Below are 17704 nucleotides of genomic sequence, written 5' to 3' on the forward strand. Positions count from 1 at the left end.
TAGCCTTAACACGCTATATAGATAATGCTGTAGGAATTGAGGAAAACTTACCATGATAAATATTAAACAATACTTATCGATCTTATCAGTGATTTTAATATCAGGCTGTGCTGATCCAAATGAGCCGCTTTCTCCGCCCAAAGAAAATCAGTGGATCACAGTAGAAGGGGTAGTACCAAAATATACCGAACCATATGTGTCCGCTGTGTATATATCAAAAGACTGCCTTGAATATCAGCTACATGCTGACATGTCACCTTATAAGGTGCCAACCTATAATGGGCTTCGTCTGAAAGTAAAGGCCGATCCACAAACCGGTTATTTTCAGACGAAATTACCTTTTAATGGCGGCGGCCGGTGTAAATGGAAGATTGATCGAGCTTTTGTGTCTGTGCGCTATACTGACGTCAGCCATCTGATGAAAGATGTTGTTAATAAGGGAGGCAATGGAACAGGTTTAACCGCTTTTATCAACGATGCAACCCAAACAAATCTCAGCGAAACTGCGGTATTGAATACCCTAGATTTTAGACCAGTTATTTACCCTATTCTGAAAATAGTTGAGGGTTTTCCGAAACGCTTATTTTTACGAGGTGAAGTAGGTACGCGTTTCTTCCAATTAAAATTAACTCCGGGAGCTGAATGGAAAATTATCTTTAAGCCTAAACTGGATGAAACCAAAATACCAAAAATCACCATTACTAATGGAAAAGGCGAGTGGGTTGAATATCCTGATGGGCGTATTAAAACCGATACTCAACAAGTCGACTTCCGATACATAAAATAAGCAAATTGCAATTTCAAACGCAATCTAGCCTTAACACGCTATATAGATAACGCTGTAGGAATTGAGGAACAGTTACCATGATAAATATTAAACAATACTTATCGATCTTATCAGTGATTTTAATATCGGGCTGTACTAACCCTAATGAGCCGCTTTCTCCACCCAAAGAGAATCAGTGGATCACCGTGGAAGGGGTAGCACCGAAATATACTGAACCTCATGTGTCCGCAGAGTATATCTCAAAAGATTGCCTTGAATACCAGCTACGTGCTGACATGTCACCTTATAAAGTGCCAACCTATAATGGGCTTCGCCTGAAAGTGAAGGCCGATCCTCAAACTGGTTACTTTCAGGCAAAACTGCCTTTTAATGGCGGTGGCCGGTGTAAATGGAAAATTAACCGAGCCTTTGTGTCAGTCAGTTATACCGATGTCCATCATCTGGCAAAAGATGCTGTTATATATGAAGGAGGAGGAGGAACTGGTTTGACTGCATTTATCAATAATGCAGCTCAAACAGACGGTGATGAGACCTCTGCATCTAATATCCTGAATTTCAGCCCTGTCATTCATCCTGTCCTGAAAATAGTTGAGGGGTATCCAAACAGAATATTCTTACAAGGTGAAGTCGACGTGCGTTCTTTCCGGCTAACTTTAGTACCAAAAGCTGAATGGAAAATTATCTTTAAGCCTAAACTAGATGAAACCAAAATACCCAAGATCACGGTGACTAAAAAAAAGGAATGGGTTGAATATCCTGACGGGAGTATTAAAACCGATACTCAACAAGTCAACTTCCGATACATAAAATAAGCAAATTGCAATTTCAAAAGCAATCTAGCCTTAACACGCTATATAGATAATGCTGTAGGAATTGAGGAAAACTTACCATGATAAATATTAAACAATACTTATCGATCTTATCAGTGATTTTAATATCAGGCTGTGCTGATCCAAATGAGCCGCTTTCTCCGCCCAAAGAAAATCAGTGGATCACCGTGGAGGGAGTAGCACCGAAGTATACAAAACCATATGTATCTGCTGTGTACATCTCAAAAAATTGTCTAAGATATCAATTACATGCTGACATGTCACCTTATAAAGTGCCAACCTATAATGGATTGAGTCTAGATGTAAAGACCAATCCACAAACCGGTTATTTTCAAACAAAGTTACCTTTTGATGGAGGAGGCCGGTGTAAATGGAAGATTGACCGAGCCTTTGTGACGGTAGGTTATACAGATGTCCGTCATTTGGTGAAAGATGCTACTCAAGAAGCAGGAACTGAGGGCACTGGTTTAACTGCATTTATCAACGACGCAACCCAGACAAATCTAAGCGAAACGGCGACACTGAATACTATAAATTATAGTCCAGTTATTTACCCTGTATTGGAAATGATTAACAGATTTCCCAAAAGGATATTCTTACAGGGTGAAGTTGGTATGTATCCCTTTAGGTTAAGGTTAATACCGGGCGCAGAATGGAAAATTACCTATAAACCTAAGTTAGATGAAACCAAAATGCCTAAAATTATTATCCCACCAGGCAAAGAACCTTCAAGGGTTGAATATCCTGATGGCAGAGTTGATTTAAACAGAGATTCTATTGATTATTGGAAAATAAAGTAGCGTTATCAGAGTTTCCAGTAAAAATCATTGGCCGTCACTCAGCAAAAATAAAAAAGGAAACTGGCTGAAGATCAGAGATTTAAAATATACCGAATAATCAGAGAATATGCTAAGGATCACGCCGTGAGGCGCTCTTGTAAAAGCCCTCAACGGCGTATTTCCGCAATTTATTCACAATAAGCCAATAACGTTTTCTGGCACAGTTGAGAACGAACGCAATCCTCTTGATTAAAATGGATAACACTGACGATTTCATCATCTGAAAATCTTTCCAGTGCATCACGCAATCCTGATACGACGCCAACCGGCAAATCGCATTGACTTATATCACCATTTACAATCACCGTAACATTTTCCCCAAGCCGAGTCAGAAACATTTTCATTTGATTAACAGTGACATTCTGGGCTTCATCCAGAATCACAAATGCATTTTCAAATGTTCTGCCCCGCATATAGGCAAAAGGAGCAATTTCAACTTTACCAATTTCAGGCCGTAAGCAATATTGCAGAAATGATGCTCCCATGCGTTTTAATAAAACGTCATAAACCGGTCGGAAATAGGGTGCAAATTTTTCAGCCATATCTCCGGGCAAAAAGCCCAGATCTTCATCCGCCTGTAATACAGGACGAGTGACGATGATCCTATCAATTTCCTTATTAATCAATGCATCCGCGGCCATTGCAGCACTGATAAACGTTTTACCGCAACCCGCCTCTCCACTGGCAATAATCAGTTTTTTATAATTTATTGCTCGCATATAACGCCATTGCGTTTCAGTCCGTGGCAAAATTTCCGAAGTATCTCGGTTATCACGAGCCATGCCAATAGCTTCTACGCCACCGAGTTGTACCAGAGAGGTCACATTATCATCCTGATAACATTGATGATGACGTAAATCCCTTTTCATTATCCGTTTTGCCTCTCGACGTGATTTAATCACTGCTTTCTGTCTACTCATAGCAGTATCACCTTATCGTTGTTTTCACCCATCCGGTGTCATTCCACCGATATAATAACTACATTCAAATAGATAGGTGCCTCCTTTCCGCTTATTTAGCCCCATAGAAAAACGGTGGTAGAACCGTCACATATATTAATGACTCTGATATTCCCACAGGTTCGCGTATCATTGGAATATCAATCATTAACGTCACTCACCATTATTTCTATCTAGTGAAAACTAACGAATCATTATGACAGTATAATGACAATCTCTAAGTTATAGCAAACAAGCCAGAAACTCTCGATTAAAAATAATCGACAGTATCGTTTATTTAGTTTGGAAAGAATTTAATTCATTGAATAATATGACTTAATATTTACAATGATAAGTACTCATTAATATAAGCTAATGACTTAACAACACTAATTACTTAACACCACAGTAGCCATTATTGATTTGGCTACTGTGGTATTGATACATTCAGTTACCATTCGGCAAAGAAGTCACTATTTGCAAACACTCTTCTCCACCGGATGGCAGCCATATTATTATTGATGACAACAGAAAAAATAGTTAATTATCTGTTTTATTAAGTACCCTTACAGTTTCCAGCCAATCGAAAACCTGCATTCTTTGCTTCCGTTTCTGTTTTAAAATAGACCGCGTTCTTCTCCTGCATCACCTTATAACCTGAACAATGAGAAAAATGATAAATTTTGCTGTTGTTATTCCCTTTAATTAATCTTGTAGAGGATGCATCAGGTAACACCCGTTGTCTCTGGATATCTGTTTGACTATTTCTCTGCCCTTTTCCCTGCTCGGTTTTTGGAATGCCCGCAGCGGAGTTTTTATGCCACAATTGCCATTTCTGTTCACCGGTAACAAAAGGGTTATGATGCCCCATAATACTAGCAATTCGATTATCTCTCTCCCGCTCCCATTTACTCGGTGGATATTGACGATCCCAAGCGATAAATAATTGCTGTTGTTGACGGGACATGGAAAGATTGTAACGATCATGCATATAAAAATTTATCCGAGCGACCTGCCCTTTTACTTCATTTCTAGGCTCGAACGTGCGAGATTTAAAATCGACTTTACTGGAACAATGACCATAATCATTCGGCATATTTTTCGGTAACATTCCATAATTGAAATTACTACGATCGCCATTAACTTCGCCAATCGATGGAGCTAAATTATGCATATCAGACTCCATTGCCCTGAAAACCGGATCGGAAGAGACACAATTTTTCCTTCCTCCATTTTGCCAACATTGCCGCTGATGACCAAAAACCCAGGCAGGAACAATATGTTCCCATTCAATTCGTTCAGCACGATTCTGTTGTGATCTGACTTGATAACCACACGAAGAAAGAATTGCGCGTCCACCGCTTTTACCTGTCCATTGCCAATGACAACCACAATAAAATGTCCCTTCCCCTGACTTAAATTGATCATGGTAAATGCGTTTACGCAATTCAACTTTAGCTTGTTCAAAGGTAGACGGCGCGGCAAAAGAAGATAAAGGAGCAATTAAGCTGAAACACCCAATATGAATTGCCCAAAAAATAACTTTACGTTTCAATGATAAACCCTACTTATGCAAAAATATCATTCTGATTTTACACTTTTATGTTGCCTCATAATCGACCTATAAGACAAATATTGTTTCTTTGCATTTCTTCTTAGCATCTCTTTTAAAAAGAAAAGCTACTCAATGAACAGATTGAGATACCACAAGAGGATAGTCATCCCATTATTGCGGAATGATTAATTGGATATGATGAGATCGATATATAAACTATATGCTTTAAAAACGAACAGTTATATCACTCACTACTGGTATGAAAAAATAGAGAATGGTGCTAAACGTCAACCCTCTATATTGAAGCCCCAAAAGCCCAAACTAAATAAGATATAGGGCCAATACATGGCCCCGTCTTACTGCAATTTACTACCAGAATCATTTATTACCAGAAGCGCTGGTACTCTCCATTTCTTCCTGTAACTTCTTTCGTTTCAAGTTCCAGAGTGAATCTTCTGGCATTTGGACCCGAATATCTAAGCGGCAAGAATTGGGGATATCACAAGGCTCTCCATCTTGATAGAAGATCTTGTTGCCATTGTCATCAATAGATTTGAGTCGCCAATTTTGAAATCTCTCCGGTAAATGCGCGTGTTGACGATGGAAAGTCTCAATGATAATAGAGCCGTCAGGCTGAACGTGATCATCAACAAAAATCAGTTCGAGATTATTGTTGTCGCGGGGAACGGAAATGCCCCCATTCACCCCCCAACCACCATCAGCATTATAGCCCAGGATATTTAATACACGATATATGCCGGTTCCCTCTTTTATTACTTTTGCACCTTCGGATTCGTCATTAGTCGAGAATATGCCATCAGGGTAGATTTCTATTACTGGAGAAGCTACCTTGAGGTTTCCGTTGGCGTCTGGTTTAGCGTTCCTATCGTCCCAAAACTTACGTGTAACTTGTCTTTTACTATCGCTATTTATGCTATCTGTACGATATGTATTGCCTTCATGCGCAAAAACCAGTCGATGACTCCATACACCATCCACGCCTTCACTTGATAGGCCATTTACATTACTAAATCTTAACTGAACGCCATACCAATCGGATGGCAATCCATATTTAATTAGGAATGGCGCGTTAGGTCCATACCCGGCACAACCATCGTATAGATTTTCCGATCCATACAAACGAGCAAAACCCATTGAGTGCATTGCATCATTAATTGATACTGCGCCTACATCCCCCGCAGTCAAATTGATATCTCCGGTCAACGCTTTACCGTTTATTTTCCGGCTATCAGGTACTCTGGTATTAATATTTCCAAGTAATGAATTAACTATTTCCTTAATCAACTTTTGCGTCACTGCCAATGTATCACTATCACCAATTACATCGGTAAGTTGAACAATACCTTTTTGTGTTAATGAAGCATTGGGAATTCCTGTTATCGCTTTCTGTTCTAAAGCTTTATTTAGCTGTGCGGTGAGTTTAGTTATATTACCATCATCTAAAACATCCTCACCAGTTTGTGCCGCAATAAAATCAGCTACAACCGATGATATGGTTGATGCTTGACGTAATACCTTATTTAATACGTGATTAGTAATATACTGATTACTTGGAAACCCACGAGGTAAACTCGGATCTGTTTCATAATCTTGCTGACTAGGCACATTAGCGTTACTATCGATAGAAAAAGCTTTAAAATCATTTTTACTCATATACTTTCCCCAAATTAAATAATATTCATTTATAATCAAAAATATTCAACATCTTAAAATATCCTTGTTGATCACCCACCATTTTTAAAGAAAATAAATTCAAAATCGATCACCAAATCAACTTTACGAACCAGAGTTCATTTTTATATAGACTTTTATACAAATTTCTTTAATCAAAGCACTGATAAAAAACCAGTGCCTTGTCAATACCTGAACCTATAAGAATTTAATGATATTATTTTTGCGGCTGTTCAGGCCAATTAATATCTGGTGCCGATGAAACATCAACCCGACGCAGTAATACCAAATACTTTTTCCAATCTAGCAATAAAGTTTTTTCCTCTTCCGATGCCATTTCAGTTTCAACCGCATATTGCAATACAGTGATGGCTTCATCAGCTTGCCGACGAAAAATAGCACGTTGTTGTTCTGCCTGTTCAATTTGACTGACTTTTAGAGCTTCAAAGTCCGTTACCCATTTTTCACCATCCCATTGATCAAAATCGGTGGACGGTTGCTCGAATGTTAATGTTTCTGGTAATTCACCCAGTGCAGCCACTTCTTCCTGTGCACCCGCTTGCGTGTTGTAAGCTATTTTTCCACGGTGGTCAGGGACAATTTCCCAATAATTTCCGTCCTCGCTGCGACGCACAGCCATATCATCAGAATCGGGAAGATCTGGTGCGTCTAAATAAGAATGCGCTGACACACCAACACCTTCCGCAACATATTCTAAATCAGAGCCAGAGAATTCTCTCGAATAGGGATTAACATGATAAACTTTTATCCAGCCAGCTTGGATTGCTAATCCGTCTTCACCTAATACAGCGGTTTCAGTATCTAAATCTAAGATATTTTCTTGTGTCATTATTACTCTACCTCTATGATATTATTCTGCTTTTACGATATAGTTAAATGCAATATTGCGGGGGCGGGTTTCATGACCACCTGTATTATTAGCAATTGATGTAGCTGTGGCGATATCAAGTACATCACGCCCCAGCGGGAACTGGTATCTATCTACAGGACCTTGATAGTCAACAAGAAATTGCCCATTAGAGTTTCCTTGCGTAAGTTGTATTCTTTTTGTGTTGTCAGCCTGTGCGCTTAGAATAACACGGCCGCTATCAACACCACGCCCATCATCCCAACCACGAATAAACTCGCCTCTTAAATCGGGTATTCTACCGTCAGGATAAGCTTCTGCTAATTTCGGATACTGTGATCTACTAAAAGCAGAGCCATTACAAGTGAAATAACCGGAAGGTGGATGGGGTAACGGCCAAGGAATAGGAGAGCCAACAGGGATGTTGGAAATACCTGAAATTTTTTGCTCTAAAGCTTTATCTAAAGCCCTATTGAATCGCACAGTAAGTTTAGCTATATCACCATCATCCAAAACATCCTCACCTGATTGTGTCGCAATAAAATTAGCCACAACAGATGATATTGTTGATGATTGGCGTAATACCTTATTTAATACATGAGTAGAAACATTTTCAGGTGGAAACCCCGTCTTTAAATTCTGACTTTCTTCATATTTTTCTTGACTGACTACATTAGCATTATCACTAATGGAAAAAGCTTTAAAATCATTTCTTTGGCTCATACACTCCTCTTAAATTCAATAATATCATTCAGTAATCAATATATTAAATAGTCGGACAGATAGCCTCTTTCAATTGACGCTAATGATAGTCTAGTTCATAAAAATAATAATGAAATTTATTTTATAACTTATAGGGTTAATTATTTTTGTATAATTGGCAGTAATAAACCACCCAACACATTGCAATAAAACACCCCCAGATTATTTGCATTTTTCATCTCTTACCTTATCTTTGCTATTTACAATTGAAAATCTTCATGAAAATATTTCCTGCCTTTATTAAAACAAATGAAAAAATAACAATGACAAAAAAGACCACACTATCGCGTGGCCTTAAGCAAGGTAACTCACCAGTAAAAATTATTGTTTTTCAGCGAACAATAGCCGGTAAATTCCCCCTCCAACAATCCCACCAATAATTGGCATCACCCAGAAAAACCATAACTGCTCTAAAGCCCAGGTATTCTGGAATATAGCAACAGCCGTGCTTCGTGCCGGATTGACTGACGTGTTGGTAATAGGAATGCTAATCAGATTAATTAAAACCAACGCCAAACCTATTGCTAATGGTGCAAAACCCGGAGGTGCGCGTCTATCTGTCACACCAATAATGACAATTAAGAAAATAGCCGTTAAAACAATTTCAGCTACAATAGCGGATTGAAGCGAGAATCCACCCGGTGAATGCTCACCAAAACCATTTGATGCAAAGCCACTCGCGGTCGCATCAAAACCTACCTGCCCACTGGCAATAACATACAGTACCGCCGCAGCAAGAATACCACCTATAACTTGAGAAATAATATAAGGAATAACTTCTACTGCCCTGAAACGGCCACCAGCCCAAAGACCAATTGTTACAGCGGGGTTAAAATGCCCGCCAGAAATATGCCCAACAGCATATATCATCGTTAATACTGTTAAACCAAATGCCAAAGATACACCGACAAAACCAATCCCTAATTCAGGAAATGCAGCAGAGAATACAACACTACCACATCCCCCAAAAACCAGAACAAAAGTTCCAAGCAATTCAGCTGCTAATTTTCTTAACATGTTTTGTCCTCATCCAGTTATCAAAACGAGTTACCTTGCTGAAATTAACTATAGCCAATAAATTAAAATCATGCTTATTTTTACTATAACCGTATAAGTCGCTGATTCTTGTAGCACTTTACTTGATATTCACTTTAAACTGGGATTTAAAGCAACATCTATCCTGTGCAGATCAGCTTTTCGGTGAAAAATGGATAACTTAAAATCAATTATCGCCAAAATAAGTTCAATATTCTGTTTTAACAATAGAAAAATCCGATGCAAAATACCTGCACCGGATTATCACGTCAGTATTGAATAACATAATACCTATTAAGCAATGAGTACTATGTGAAAACTGGTTTTTTCACTACTTAACAAGTCTTTCATCTGACTACCAAAACTGAAATATTTGCATACCCGACAATCCCTGAAGCGTTTGAACCTAATAAATGGGTGGAAATATTAGGCCGCCGGGAACCAATAACAATTAAATCTGCTTTAATTTCACCTGCTGTCGATAATACCTTATCCCTCGGTGATCCAAAGGCTACAGAGAAAGAGACTCGCTCTTTTGGCAAGTCTATTTTCTCAGCCACTTTTGCCAATTCCTCTTCTGATCTTGCAATAGATTTCTTGGCAAAAGAGTTGAGCAAGTCATAATGGTAACTATAACTAATTGAAAATCTTGATATATCAGGAACGGCATGGAAAAGATGTATATTAGCATCAGATAACTTCGCTAAATACTCTGCATGTGCAATCGCTTTATCGGTCAATTCATCCTCTGAAATATCCACCGGTACTAAAATCATTTTGTACATACGCACTCCTATATTTATATACCAAATTTAACTACTTCAATAAGTTTATAAAATACTCCTTTATTTGTTGTGAGTTATTTAACTAAATCAAATAAATTACAGTATAGCTCTATTTTTAATCACTCAGAGTCAAGATGCCACTTATGTAATATTCGATGAATGAAAGGTGTTACAACAAGCCCCAAGGTAATAAAGAACACACTTTCCAAAAATACACCATATATCGCAATAAAATATTTACCGGATAAACTAACAGGAGCGGGATCTAAACCCTGCGACCCCAACATAGATAAAGCGTTCAGCAAAGATTCAGAAAACGTATGCCCTTCTATCAGATAGAACCCCAGGACACCCGGAATTATTCCAATAAAGAAAAACGTTGCAGCAATAAGGTAAAAACGTACCACCCGCCATAAAAAATGGTCCAGACGAATCAGTTTATCAGTAAATTTTTCCATAATTATTGCATCCTCAACAATTCTACGAAACTTTATGCAATCTCAATGAAAATGAAGTCAGAGAAAATTTAATAAAAATAGAGCAACACAGCGTTAACCAAAACATATCTAGCAAGCCATCCGAAGATGGCTAGCCAATCTCTCCCATTACACCTTATCTGATAACCAAAACAGATGTTGTCGAATATTTAACAACACCAGACGCATTAGATCCTAGCAAGTGCGTTGTAATATTGGGCCTTCTGGACCCAATAACAATAAGATCAGCATTAATTTCTGTAGCTGCTGCTGTTATTTCATCTCTTGGCGACCCAAATGCAATGGAATAGGATAACCTGTCATCAGGAAAATCGATGGTATCAAGCAGCGTTTTCAAATCATCTTCGGCTTTAATTGTCGCTTTATCCTTAATTTCATCATATCCCAACGAATATGCATTAACGATTGCTGATGAAATTGGCAGTACATGAAGAATATGGAGCCTCGCACCTGTTTTTTTGCCAAAGACAGTGCATGCTTAACAGCTTTACTCGTTAGTTCATCTTCTGAAATATCTACCGGTACTAAAATAGTTTTGTACATACGCACGCTCCTATATTTACATACCAAACCAAGCTACTACATTTAGTATACTCTATATCTTGTTAATTACTATGAGTTATTCAACTATATAGACACAATGATAAAAATCAAGAAAATCACTTATATTTCATATTGATATAAAAACATTACCCATATCATTCACATAGAATTAACATTCATAAAAGTAAAAACCAATCATTATCATGATAATGAATCTATTATTGTTTGTCATCAATGATGATTACATGACTTATCTGCAAAATAAAAAGTTAATTGATACCTTTTTTCAATATATCATTCTGTATATAACGATAAAATAACAATTATAAATTAAAGATTTTTCACAAATCATTCTCCTTCGCGTACCTTTCTCTATAACAGGACAATTAATATCATTTTTAATTTTTTTATATTACATCTTTAGTTTCATACAGTTATACTAATTTAATGCGCATAATAATATATTTTTCCAAAAAAACATTATGAAAATAAATGCTGGTCATTTCAACACGTAGCAAAAGCGGGATATACAGGGGCAACAACATTAACCCCTGAGATGAGGCCCGCCTCACTGCCGATATAACGCTTTTATTTGCTGAACCGTATTTTCAAATATCTTCGCCTGTTTTTCATCTCCCATTTCTGCAATAACACGTTCCAAATTCAGTACAACTTTCCCTGCATGAGCTTGCCCCATAGTTTTAAGAATGGAAGCTAACAGAACTTTCAAACATGCCACCTCTGCTGCCAGGGTTTCAGTATCGGATGAAGAAATTAAATCGATTTTATTCATAGTCATTACCCGTTTACGTATTAATTACATTATGGAAATAATAATTATACCACATAGTTTATCCCCTATTTTTATACATTTTCCAAATAGATCTACGCAAAAAAACGTTAAATTATTGTTAAAACCATTTATTTTATAAATATTTATTTAGTTATTAATTTTATCATAATCAGAATATACAGGATGTTCTTATTACAAATAAACAAAACTTGCCATTGTATAAAATAATTCCCTTTTGTCTTTGGAAGAGATAAGTATAATATTCATATTCCTGATGAACTTTTAGGATAATTTATCTATTCTATTGTTTTATATAATCTTTACTAAAAGTCAAAAAATAGGCAATTGAAGTTAACTTTTCTGGAACAAATTCAATACACAAGCAATATCAATGAAGCTCATGTATGAGCATAGAGCCAATTGGAGACACTTTTTTGATAAATGTTTTGTTAGTCGATGATCATGAGCTGATCAGAGTTGGTGTAAAACGTATTCTTGATGACGTAAAAGGGATAACAGTAACAGGAGAAGCTAACTGTGGTGAAGAGGCGATAAAGTGGTGCCGGGCTAATAAAGTAGATATCGTGTTAATGGATATGAACATGCCAGGCATGGGTGGACTGGAGGCAACAAAAAGAATCCTGCGTTACTGTCCCGATGTCCGTGTCATCATGTTGACTATCTATACTGAAAATCCTTTGCCAATGAAGGTGATGCAGGCGGGCGCCAGAGGATATCTCAGTAAAGCCTCTACCCCTCAGGACATGGTTAATGCAATTCGTGCGGTTAATGCTGGTCAACGCTATATCGCCCCCGATATTGCTCAACAGATGGCCCTTAGCCAGATTAGCCCACAGCAAGACAATCCATTAAGTTGTCTGTCTGATCGTGAATTACAGATTATGTTGATGATCACGAAAGGACAAAAGGTGAGTGATATCTCCGAACAACTTAATCTTAGCCCAAAAACCGTCAATAGCTATCGTTACCGAATGTTTAGTAAACTAAATATCAGTGGTGATGTAGAATTAACACATATGGCAATACGTTATGGGCTATTCGACACAGAGAGTCTATTAAATAGTGACGGAACAATTTGATTCAAAAACATTTTTACAAACCGTAACCAGTCAGCCTGGTGTTTATCGTATGTATGACACCTCAGGTACGGTTATTTATGTCGGTAAAGCTAAGGACTTAAAAAAACGGCTTGCCAGTTACTTCCGTGCACAGGTTGCCAGTCGTAAAACCGAATCTCTGGTTAAAAACATTGTTCAAATAGATGTTACTGTCACGCATACTGAAACAGAAGCACTGTTACTGGAGCATAATTACATTAAGCTCTATCAACCCCGATATAACGTTCTACTGCGAGATGACAAATCCTACCCTTACATTTTTCTCAGCGCAGATAAACACCCACGGCTGGCAACACATCGGGGAGCTAAACATTGCAAAGGTGAATATTTCGGCCCGTTTCCAAACGCTCATGCGGTACGAGAATCATTAATCTTACTGCAAAAACTTTTTCCTATTCGGCAATGTGAGGATAGTGTCTACCGCAATCGCTCGCGACCATGCTTGCAATACCAAATTGGCCGCTGTCTTGGGCCTTGCGTTAAAGGGCTGGTAAGTGACGAAGAGTATCAACAACAAGTTGATTATATTCGTCTGTTTCTTTCAGGCAAAGATCAGCAAGTTTTAACCAGATTAATTAACCGAATGGAACAAGCCAGCCAGCAATTGAAATTTGAAGATGCAGCAAGATATCGTGATCAAATCCAGGCCGTTCGTCAGGTCACTGAAAGACAATTTGTTTCAGGAACAGACGATGACCTAGATGTTATCAGTGTTGCCTTTGACGCGGGCATGGCTTGTCTACACGTACTGTTTATACGTCAGGGCAAAGTACTGGGTAGCCGGAGTTACTACCCTAAAGTCCCGATGGGGACAAAACTTGATGAGATTGTACAAACATTCCTTGGACAATTTTATTTACAGGGCAGCCAAAATCGGACTTTACCCTCAGAAATTTTGCTGGATTTTACCTTGCCAGAGAAAGACATTTTGTCTGACTCTTTATCTGAAATATCCGGGCGAAAAATTCAGATTCAAACCCGCCCCCGTGGAGACAAAGCCCGTTATCTGAAACTCGCTCGCACAAATGCAACAACAGCCCTCACGACCCGCTTATCGCAACAATCAACTATTCACCAAAGATTAGACTCTCTCGCCGAATTAGTTAAGTTAGCAAAAATTCAGAGAATGGAATGTTTTGACATTAGCCACACTATGGGGGAACAAACCGTTGCATCCTGTGTCGTTTTTGATAGCAATGGCCCACTACGTTCTGAATATCGGCGCTATAATATCAGTGGTATTACTCCCGGTGATGATTACGCTGCCATGAATCAAGTATTACGCCGTCGATATGGAAAGGCATTAGATGAATCAAAAATTCCCGACATTATTTTCATCGATGGTGGTAAAGGGCAATTAGCTCAGGCAATAGATGTCTTTCAGTCTCTTGATGTTGGATGGGATAAAACGCGCCCTCAATTGATAGGTGTTGCCAAAGGCAGTGATCGCAAAGCTGGGCTTGAAACACTATTTTTCACGACGGAAGATAAAGGTATCGCATTACCGCCGGACTCTCCCGCTCTGCATGTAATTCAGCATATTCGTGACGAATCACATAATCATGCAATAACCGGGCACCGCCAACGTAGAGCTAAAGTTAGAAACACCAGTACACTGGAATCTATTGAAGGAGTTGGGCCCAAACGCCGACAAATGTTATTGAAATACATGGGAGGTTTGCAGCCTTTACGTAACGCAAGTGTCGAAGAGATCGCAAAAGTACCGACTATTTCCTATGCATTAGCAGAAAAAATTTATAATGCATTGAAACACTAAGTACATTGATGCACCATACTTATAAATTCCACTATAGCCAGATAGTTAAGAAGCACTATGCAATTAAATATACCAACATGGCTCACTCTATTTCGTATCGTCCTGATCCCATTTTTTGTCTTGGCATTTTATTTGCCATTCACATGGGCGCCGATGGTTTGTGCCATAATTTTTGTTGTCGCTGCGGCGACAGATTGGTTTGACGGTTTTCTCGCCCGCCTTTGGAAACAGACAACTCGCTTTGGCGCATTTCTTGATCCTGTCGCGGACAAAATCATGGTTGCTGCCGCGTTGGTCTTAGTTTCCGAGCATTACCATACATGGTGGATAACTCTCCCCGCAGCAACCATGATAGCACGTGAAATTATCATCTCTTCTCTTAGAGAATGGATGGCTGAATTAGGTAAACGCAGTAGTGTTGCCGTTTCCTGGATGGGTAAGGTAAAAACGACAGCACAGATGGCGGCGTTAATTGCTTTATTATGGCGCCCTAATTTTGAATTCGAATTGGGTGGATTCATATTACTTTATGTTGCTACGGTGATGACATTTTGGTCAATGTTTCAATATCTAAACGCGGCCTGGTCTGATTTGCGTGAAGCTTGATCGAAATGACGTAAAAACCATCGAACAAACACAGAGTAACAATAATTGTGTTGACTCGATACGTGAAGTAAGTAGAATGCAACGCATCGAACGGCACATGAGATTTACGAAAACAAATAAGTAAATCAGCCAGTTCAAAGCGGTGCGGGAATAGCTCAGTTGGTAGAGCACAACCTTGCCAAGGTTGGGGTCGCGAGTTCGAGTCTCGTTTCCCGCTCCAAGTTACTAGTTAGAAAGATGGTTAGTAGCTGAATGGCGATTAGTTAGCTGAATATAGAAGGGCGCGTTGGCAGAGTGGCCATGCAGCGGATTGCAAATCCGTCAACCTCGGTTCGACTCCGGGACGCGCCTCCAGATTCAGCCCAGGTGGTGAAATCGGTAGACACAAGGGATTTAAAATCCCTCGGCTGTAAGGCTGTGCGGGTTCAAGTCCCGCCCTGGGCACCAAATAAAAACTTGCTGTAAAACAGTGAGTTAGGGAAAAGAAAAAGCCACCTTGCGGTGGCTTTTTTGTATTTCGAGATTACATGAAAATGGTGAAGTGGCGGCAGAATGGCGGTGCTGTATAAATCAACACTATCTATTTCAGGCAATCTCTCCCCTATCGAAGCATCATCAGAAAAATCTTTTTCATATAAAAAAGTTAAGTAATGATTACTACATTACTGTGAAACCTATTTATTGGCAGAGTTAGCAGAAAATTATTATCTTTTTATATAATTCATGAGCCTTTTTAGGAACGATTTTTTTATTTCAGATTGATTTGACTTAGCCCATGACGGATTTTCTAAATCCGTTGGAAGTAAGTATAGACGATCATCGTCATCAACAACTTTTGCATTAAGTTTTTCGGCTATCTGTAACATCTTACAATATAGAGCTGTATCGGGGTGTTTTGTATGTATGTTCCCATCAGACCAATTCAGCCAAGGTTCTTCATAGACGCTTTTCCCTGTCCACCTAGCATGAAACTGACCATTTCTTTCATCAATGAATAATTCGTCATCTTTAGCCACTAATGCGAGCCACTCATCGCTACTAATCTGGCAATCTTCATTCATTGAGAAGCATTCAGCTCTTGTTATATGAAGCTCCCACCCCATAATTACTCCTTAATTATTTGAAAAATACAGCAGTAAAAGGCCACCGCAAGGTGGCTCAGACCGCTGACAAACTACATTTAAAATAACGAGGATTGTTTCTTTTTCCGTGATGGAAATCACTATTCACTATATCCTTTCATTATACTTTTTACCTCGGCTGTTCTGGCCATTCAATGTCGGAAGCCAGCGAAATATTTACTCTATTGAGCACTATCCTGTATTTTCTCCATTCCAACAGAGCAGCTTTCTCTGCTTCGGTAGCGATATCTAAATCAACAGCATCTTGCAGTAATACAATGGATTCATTCGCGTGTCGTAAACGATTTTTCCACTTTTGTTCTGCCGTTATGCTGTATGCTACGCTCTCACTATGTAATTAAATGCTATGTTGCGGGGCCTTGATACCCCTATAAATGCAGAATTCGCAACCCAGTCTGCCTGAGCTTTACAATATACAGCTTTTACCGAAGTATTGTTATTTTGGGGAATATCCCACTGCAAATTTTTGAGCTCATTGCGTGAAGAGATAATAATAAAATTACCAGCCCAATCAACATTCTGTACCAAATAAGCTCTTTCCTGCCACGACAATATTGAACGAGACGGATCCACATTTCGGCCACTGTCCCAACCACGGATAAATTCTCCCCTTAAATCGAGTAATCTGCCGTCAGGATAAACTTCTGCTAACTTTGGGTACTGCAATTTATTGAAAAATGCACCGTTACAAACGAGGTAGTTGATAGGTGGATTAGGGTAACGGCCACAGGATGGGGGAACCCACAGGTATATTAATTTCTTCACGTAATGAATTTATTACTTCCTGAACAAGCTTTTGTGTAATCGCTATTGCCAACCACATTTGTAAATTGGACAACGCCTTTTTGAGTTAATGAAGCACTGGGAATGTCTGTTGTCATTTTTTGTTCCAACGCGCTATCTAATTGAGCGGTGAGTTTCTCTATATTCCCATCATCCAGAACATCATTATATTTTTCTTGGCTAATTACATTAGCATTATTGCCAATAGAAAAAGCTTTAAAATCATTTTTTTGACTCATGCATTTACTCCTTAAGTAAAATAATATTTTTATAATCAACATATTTAATTACTGTAAAAACAATCCACCTGTAATTTATTAAAGTTAAAATCCA

Annotated in this window: 17 protein-coding genes, 3 tRNA genes and 2 pseudogenes; 9 read left to right on the forward strand and 13 right to left on the reverse strand. The window is 38.6% G+C overall.

Annotated features, from left to right (window positions below):
- The first annotated feature begins 52 nt into the window (after positions 1–52).
- From EAE90_RS08840 to EAE90_RS08850, 3 genes are all read left to right on the forward strand, one after another.
- Positions 53–787, forward strand: coding sequence for a hypothetical protein (locus tag EAE90_RS08840; protein ID WP_214053187.1), 735 nt, complete (start codon positions 53–55; stop codon positions 785–787).
- A 77-nt stretch (positions 788–864) separates the two neighbouring features.
- Positions 865–1599: a hypothetical protein gene (locus EAE90_RS08845; RefSeq protein ID WP_214053188.1), complete on the forward strand. Its 735-nt coding sequence runs from the start codon at positions 865–867 to the stop codon at positions 1597–1599.
- A gap of 77 nt (positions 1600–1676) precedes the next feature.
- Positions 1677–2417, forward strand: a complete 741-nt coding sequence (locus EAE90_RS08850; RefSeq protein WP_214053189.1) for a hypothetical protein — start codon at positions 1677–1679, stop codon at positions 2415–2417.
- A gap of 167 nt (positions 2418–2584) precedes the next feature.
- Here the strand turns inward: EAE90_RS08850 and phoH are convergent, their stop codons facing one another.
- The 10 genes and pseudogenes from phoH to EAE90_RS08900 all read right to left on the reverse strand — a co-directional run bounded on the left by phoH (position 2585) and on the right by EAE90_RS08900 (position 11924).
- Complete coding sequence (gene phoH, locus EAE90_RS08855; RefSeq protein WP_214053190.1) at positions 2585–3376, reverse strand: phosphate starvation-inducible protein PhoH; 792 nt, start codon at positions 3374–3376, stop codon at positions 2585–2587.
- A 574-nt stretch (positions 3377–3950) separates the two neighbouring features.
- On the reverse strand, positions 3951–4934 hold the full coding sequence (locus tag EAE90_RS08860) for an endonuclease (RefSeq protein WP_422615986.1): 984 nt from the start codon (positions 4932–4934) through the stop codon (positions 3951–3953).
- 393 nt (positions 4935–5327) lie between these two features.
- Positions 5328–6623 (reverse strand): phage tail protein, encoded by a 1296-nt coding sequence (locus tag EAE90_RS08865; protein WP_214053192.1) that lies wholly within the window; start codon positions 6621–6623, stop codon positions 5328–5330.
- A 235-nt stretch (positions 6624–6858) separates the two neighbouring features.
- Positions 6859–7491: a tail fiber assembly protein gene (locus tag EAE90_RS08870; RefSeq protein WP_214053193.1), complete on the reverse strand. Its 633-nt coding sequence runs from the start codon at positions 7489–7491 to the stop codon at positions 6859–6861.
- A gap of 21 nt (positions 7492–7512) precedes the next feature.
- A complete protein-coding gene (locus EAE90_RS08875; RefSeq protein WP_214053194.1) occupies positions 7513–8232 on the reverse strand; it encodes a phage tail protein in 720 nt (239 codons plus the stop codon).
- Between the two features lie 360 nt (positions 8233–8592).
- Complete coding sequence (aqpZ, locus tag EAE90_RS08880) at positions 8593–9288, reverse strand: aquaporin Z (protein ID WP_214053195.1); 696 nt, start codon at positions 9286–9288, stop codon at positions 8593–8595.
- Positions 9289–9653: 365 nt separating this feature from the next.
- Positions 9654–10091 carry a universal stress protein gene (locus tag EAE90_RS08885; RefSeq protein WP_214053196.1) on the reverse strand — a complete coding sequence of 146 codons (438 nt, stop codon included), beginning with the start codon at positions 10089–10091 and terminating at the stop codon, positions 9654–9656.
- Positions 10092–10210: 119 nt separating this feature from the next.
- On the reverse strand, positions 10211–10549 hold the full coding sequence (locus EAE90_RS08890) for a hypothetical protein (RefSeq protein ID WP_036807688.1): 339 nt from the start codon (positions 10547–10549) through the stop codon (positions 10211–10213).
- Between the two features lie 154 nt (positions 10550–10703).
- A pseudogene (locus EAE90_RS08895) lies at positions 10704–11131 on the reverse strand (universal stress protein).
- A gap of 568 nt (positions 11132–11699) precedes the next feature.
- The gene (locus EAE90_RS08900) at positions 11700–11924 is read right to left on the reverse strand and encodes a DUF2594 family protein (protein ID WP_214053197.1); all 225 of its coding nucleotides are present in this window, start codon (positions 11922–11924) and stop codon (positions 11700–11702) included.
- 434 nt (positions 11925–12358) lie between these two features.
- On the opposite strand from EAE90_RS08900, the gene uvrY reads away from it, so the two are divergent.
- The 6 genes from uvrY to EAE90_RS08930 all read left to right on the forward strand — a co-directional run bounded on the left by uvrY (position 12359) and on the right by EAE90_RS08930 (position 15893).
- Positions 12359–13024, forward strand: coding sequence for a UvrY/SirA/GacA family response regulator transcription factor (gene uvrY, locus EAE90_RS08905; protein WP_214053198.1), 666 nt, complete (start codon positions 12359–12361; stop codon positions 13022–13024).
- Positions 13008–14840: an excinuclease ABC subunit UvrC gene (uvrC, locus tag EAE90_RS08910; RefSeq protein WP_214053199.1), complete on the forward strand. Its 1833-nt coding sequence runs from the start codon at positions 13008–13010 to the stop codon at positions 14838–14840. The genes uvrY and uvrC overlap by 17 nt, the downstream gene beginning before the upstream one ends.
- Positions 14841–14897: 57 nt before the next feature.
- Positions 14898–15446: a CDP-diacylglycerol--glycerol-3-phosphate 3-phosphatidyltransferase gene (gene pgsA / locus EAE90_RS08915; protein WP_214053200.1), complete on the forward strand. Its 549-nt coding sequence runs from the start codon at positions 14898–14900 to the stop codon at positions 15444–15446.
- A gap of 144 nt (positions 15447–15590) precedes the next feature.
- Positions 15591–15666, forward strand: a tRNA-Gly gene (locus tag EAE90_RS08920).
- Between the two features lie 60 nt (positions 15667–15726).
- A tRNA-Cys gene (locus tag EAE90_RS08925) sits at positions 15727–15800 on the forward strand.
- A gap of 6 nt (positions 15801–15806) precedes the next feature.
- Positions 15807–15893 (forward strand) — tRNA-Leu (locus EAE90_RS08930).
- A 257-nt stretch (positions 15894–16150) separates the two neighbouring features.
- Here the strand turns inward: EAE90_RS08930 and EAE90_RS08935 are convergent.
- The 3 genes and pseudogenes from EAE90_RS08935 to EAE90_RS08945 form a co-directional block, all read right to left on the reverse strand.
- Positions 16151–16549 carry a hypothetical protein gene (locus EAE90_RS08935; RefSeq protein ID WP_214053201.1) on the reverse strand — a complete coding sequence of 133 codons (399 nt, stop codon included), beginning with the start codon at positions 16547–16549 and terminating at the stop codon, positions 16151–16153.
- 148 nt (positions 16550–16697) lie between these two features.
- On the reverse strand, positions 16698–16898 hold the full coding sequence (locus EAE90_RS08940; RefSeq protein ID WP_214053273.1) for a tail fiber assembly protein: 201 nt from the start codon (positions 16896–16898) through the stop codon (positions 16698–16700).
- An 8-nt stretch (positions 16899–16906) separates the two neighbouring features.
- Positions 16907–17610, reverse strand: a pseudogene (locus tag EAE90_RS08945) (phage tail protein).
- Between the last annotated feature and the right edge of the window lie 94 nt (positions 17611–17704).

The sequence above is a fragment of the Photorhabdus caribbeanensis genome (assembly GCF_018448885.1).
In the GTDB taxonomy this organism is placed as follows: Bacteria; Pseudomonadota; Gammaproteobacteria; order Enterobacterales; family Enterobacteriaceae; genus Photorhabdus; species Photorhabdus caribbeanensis.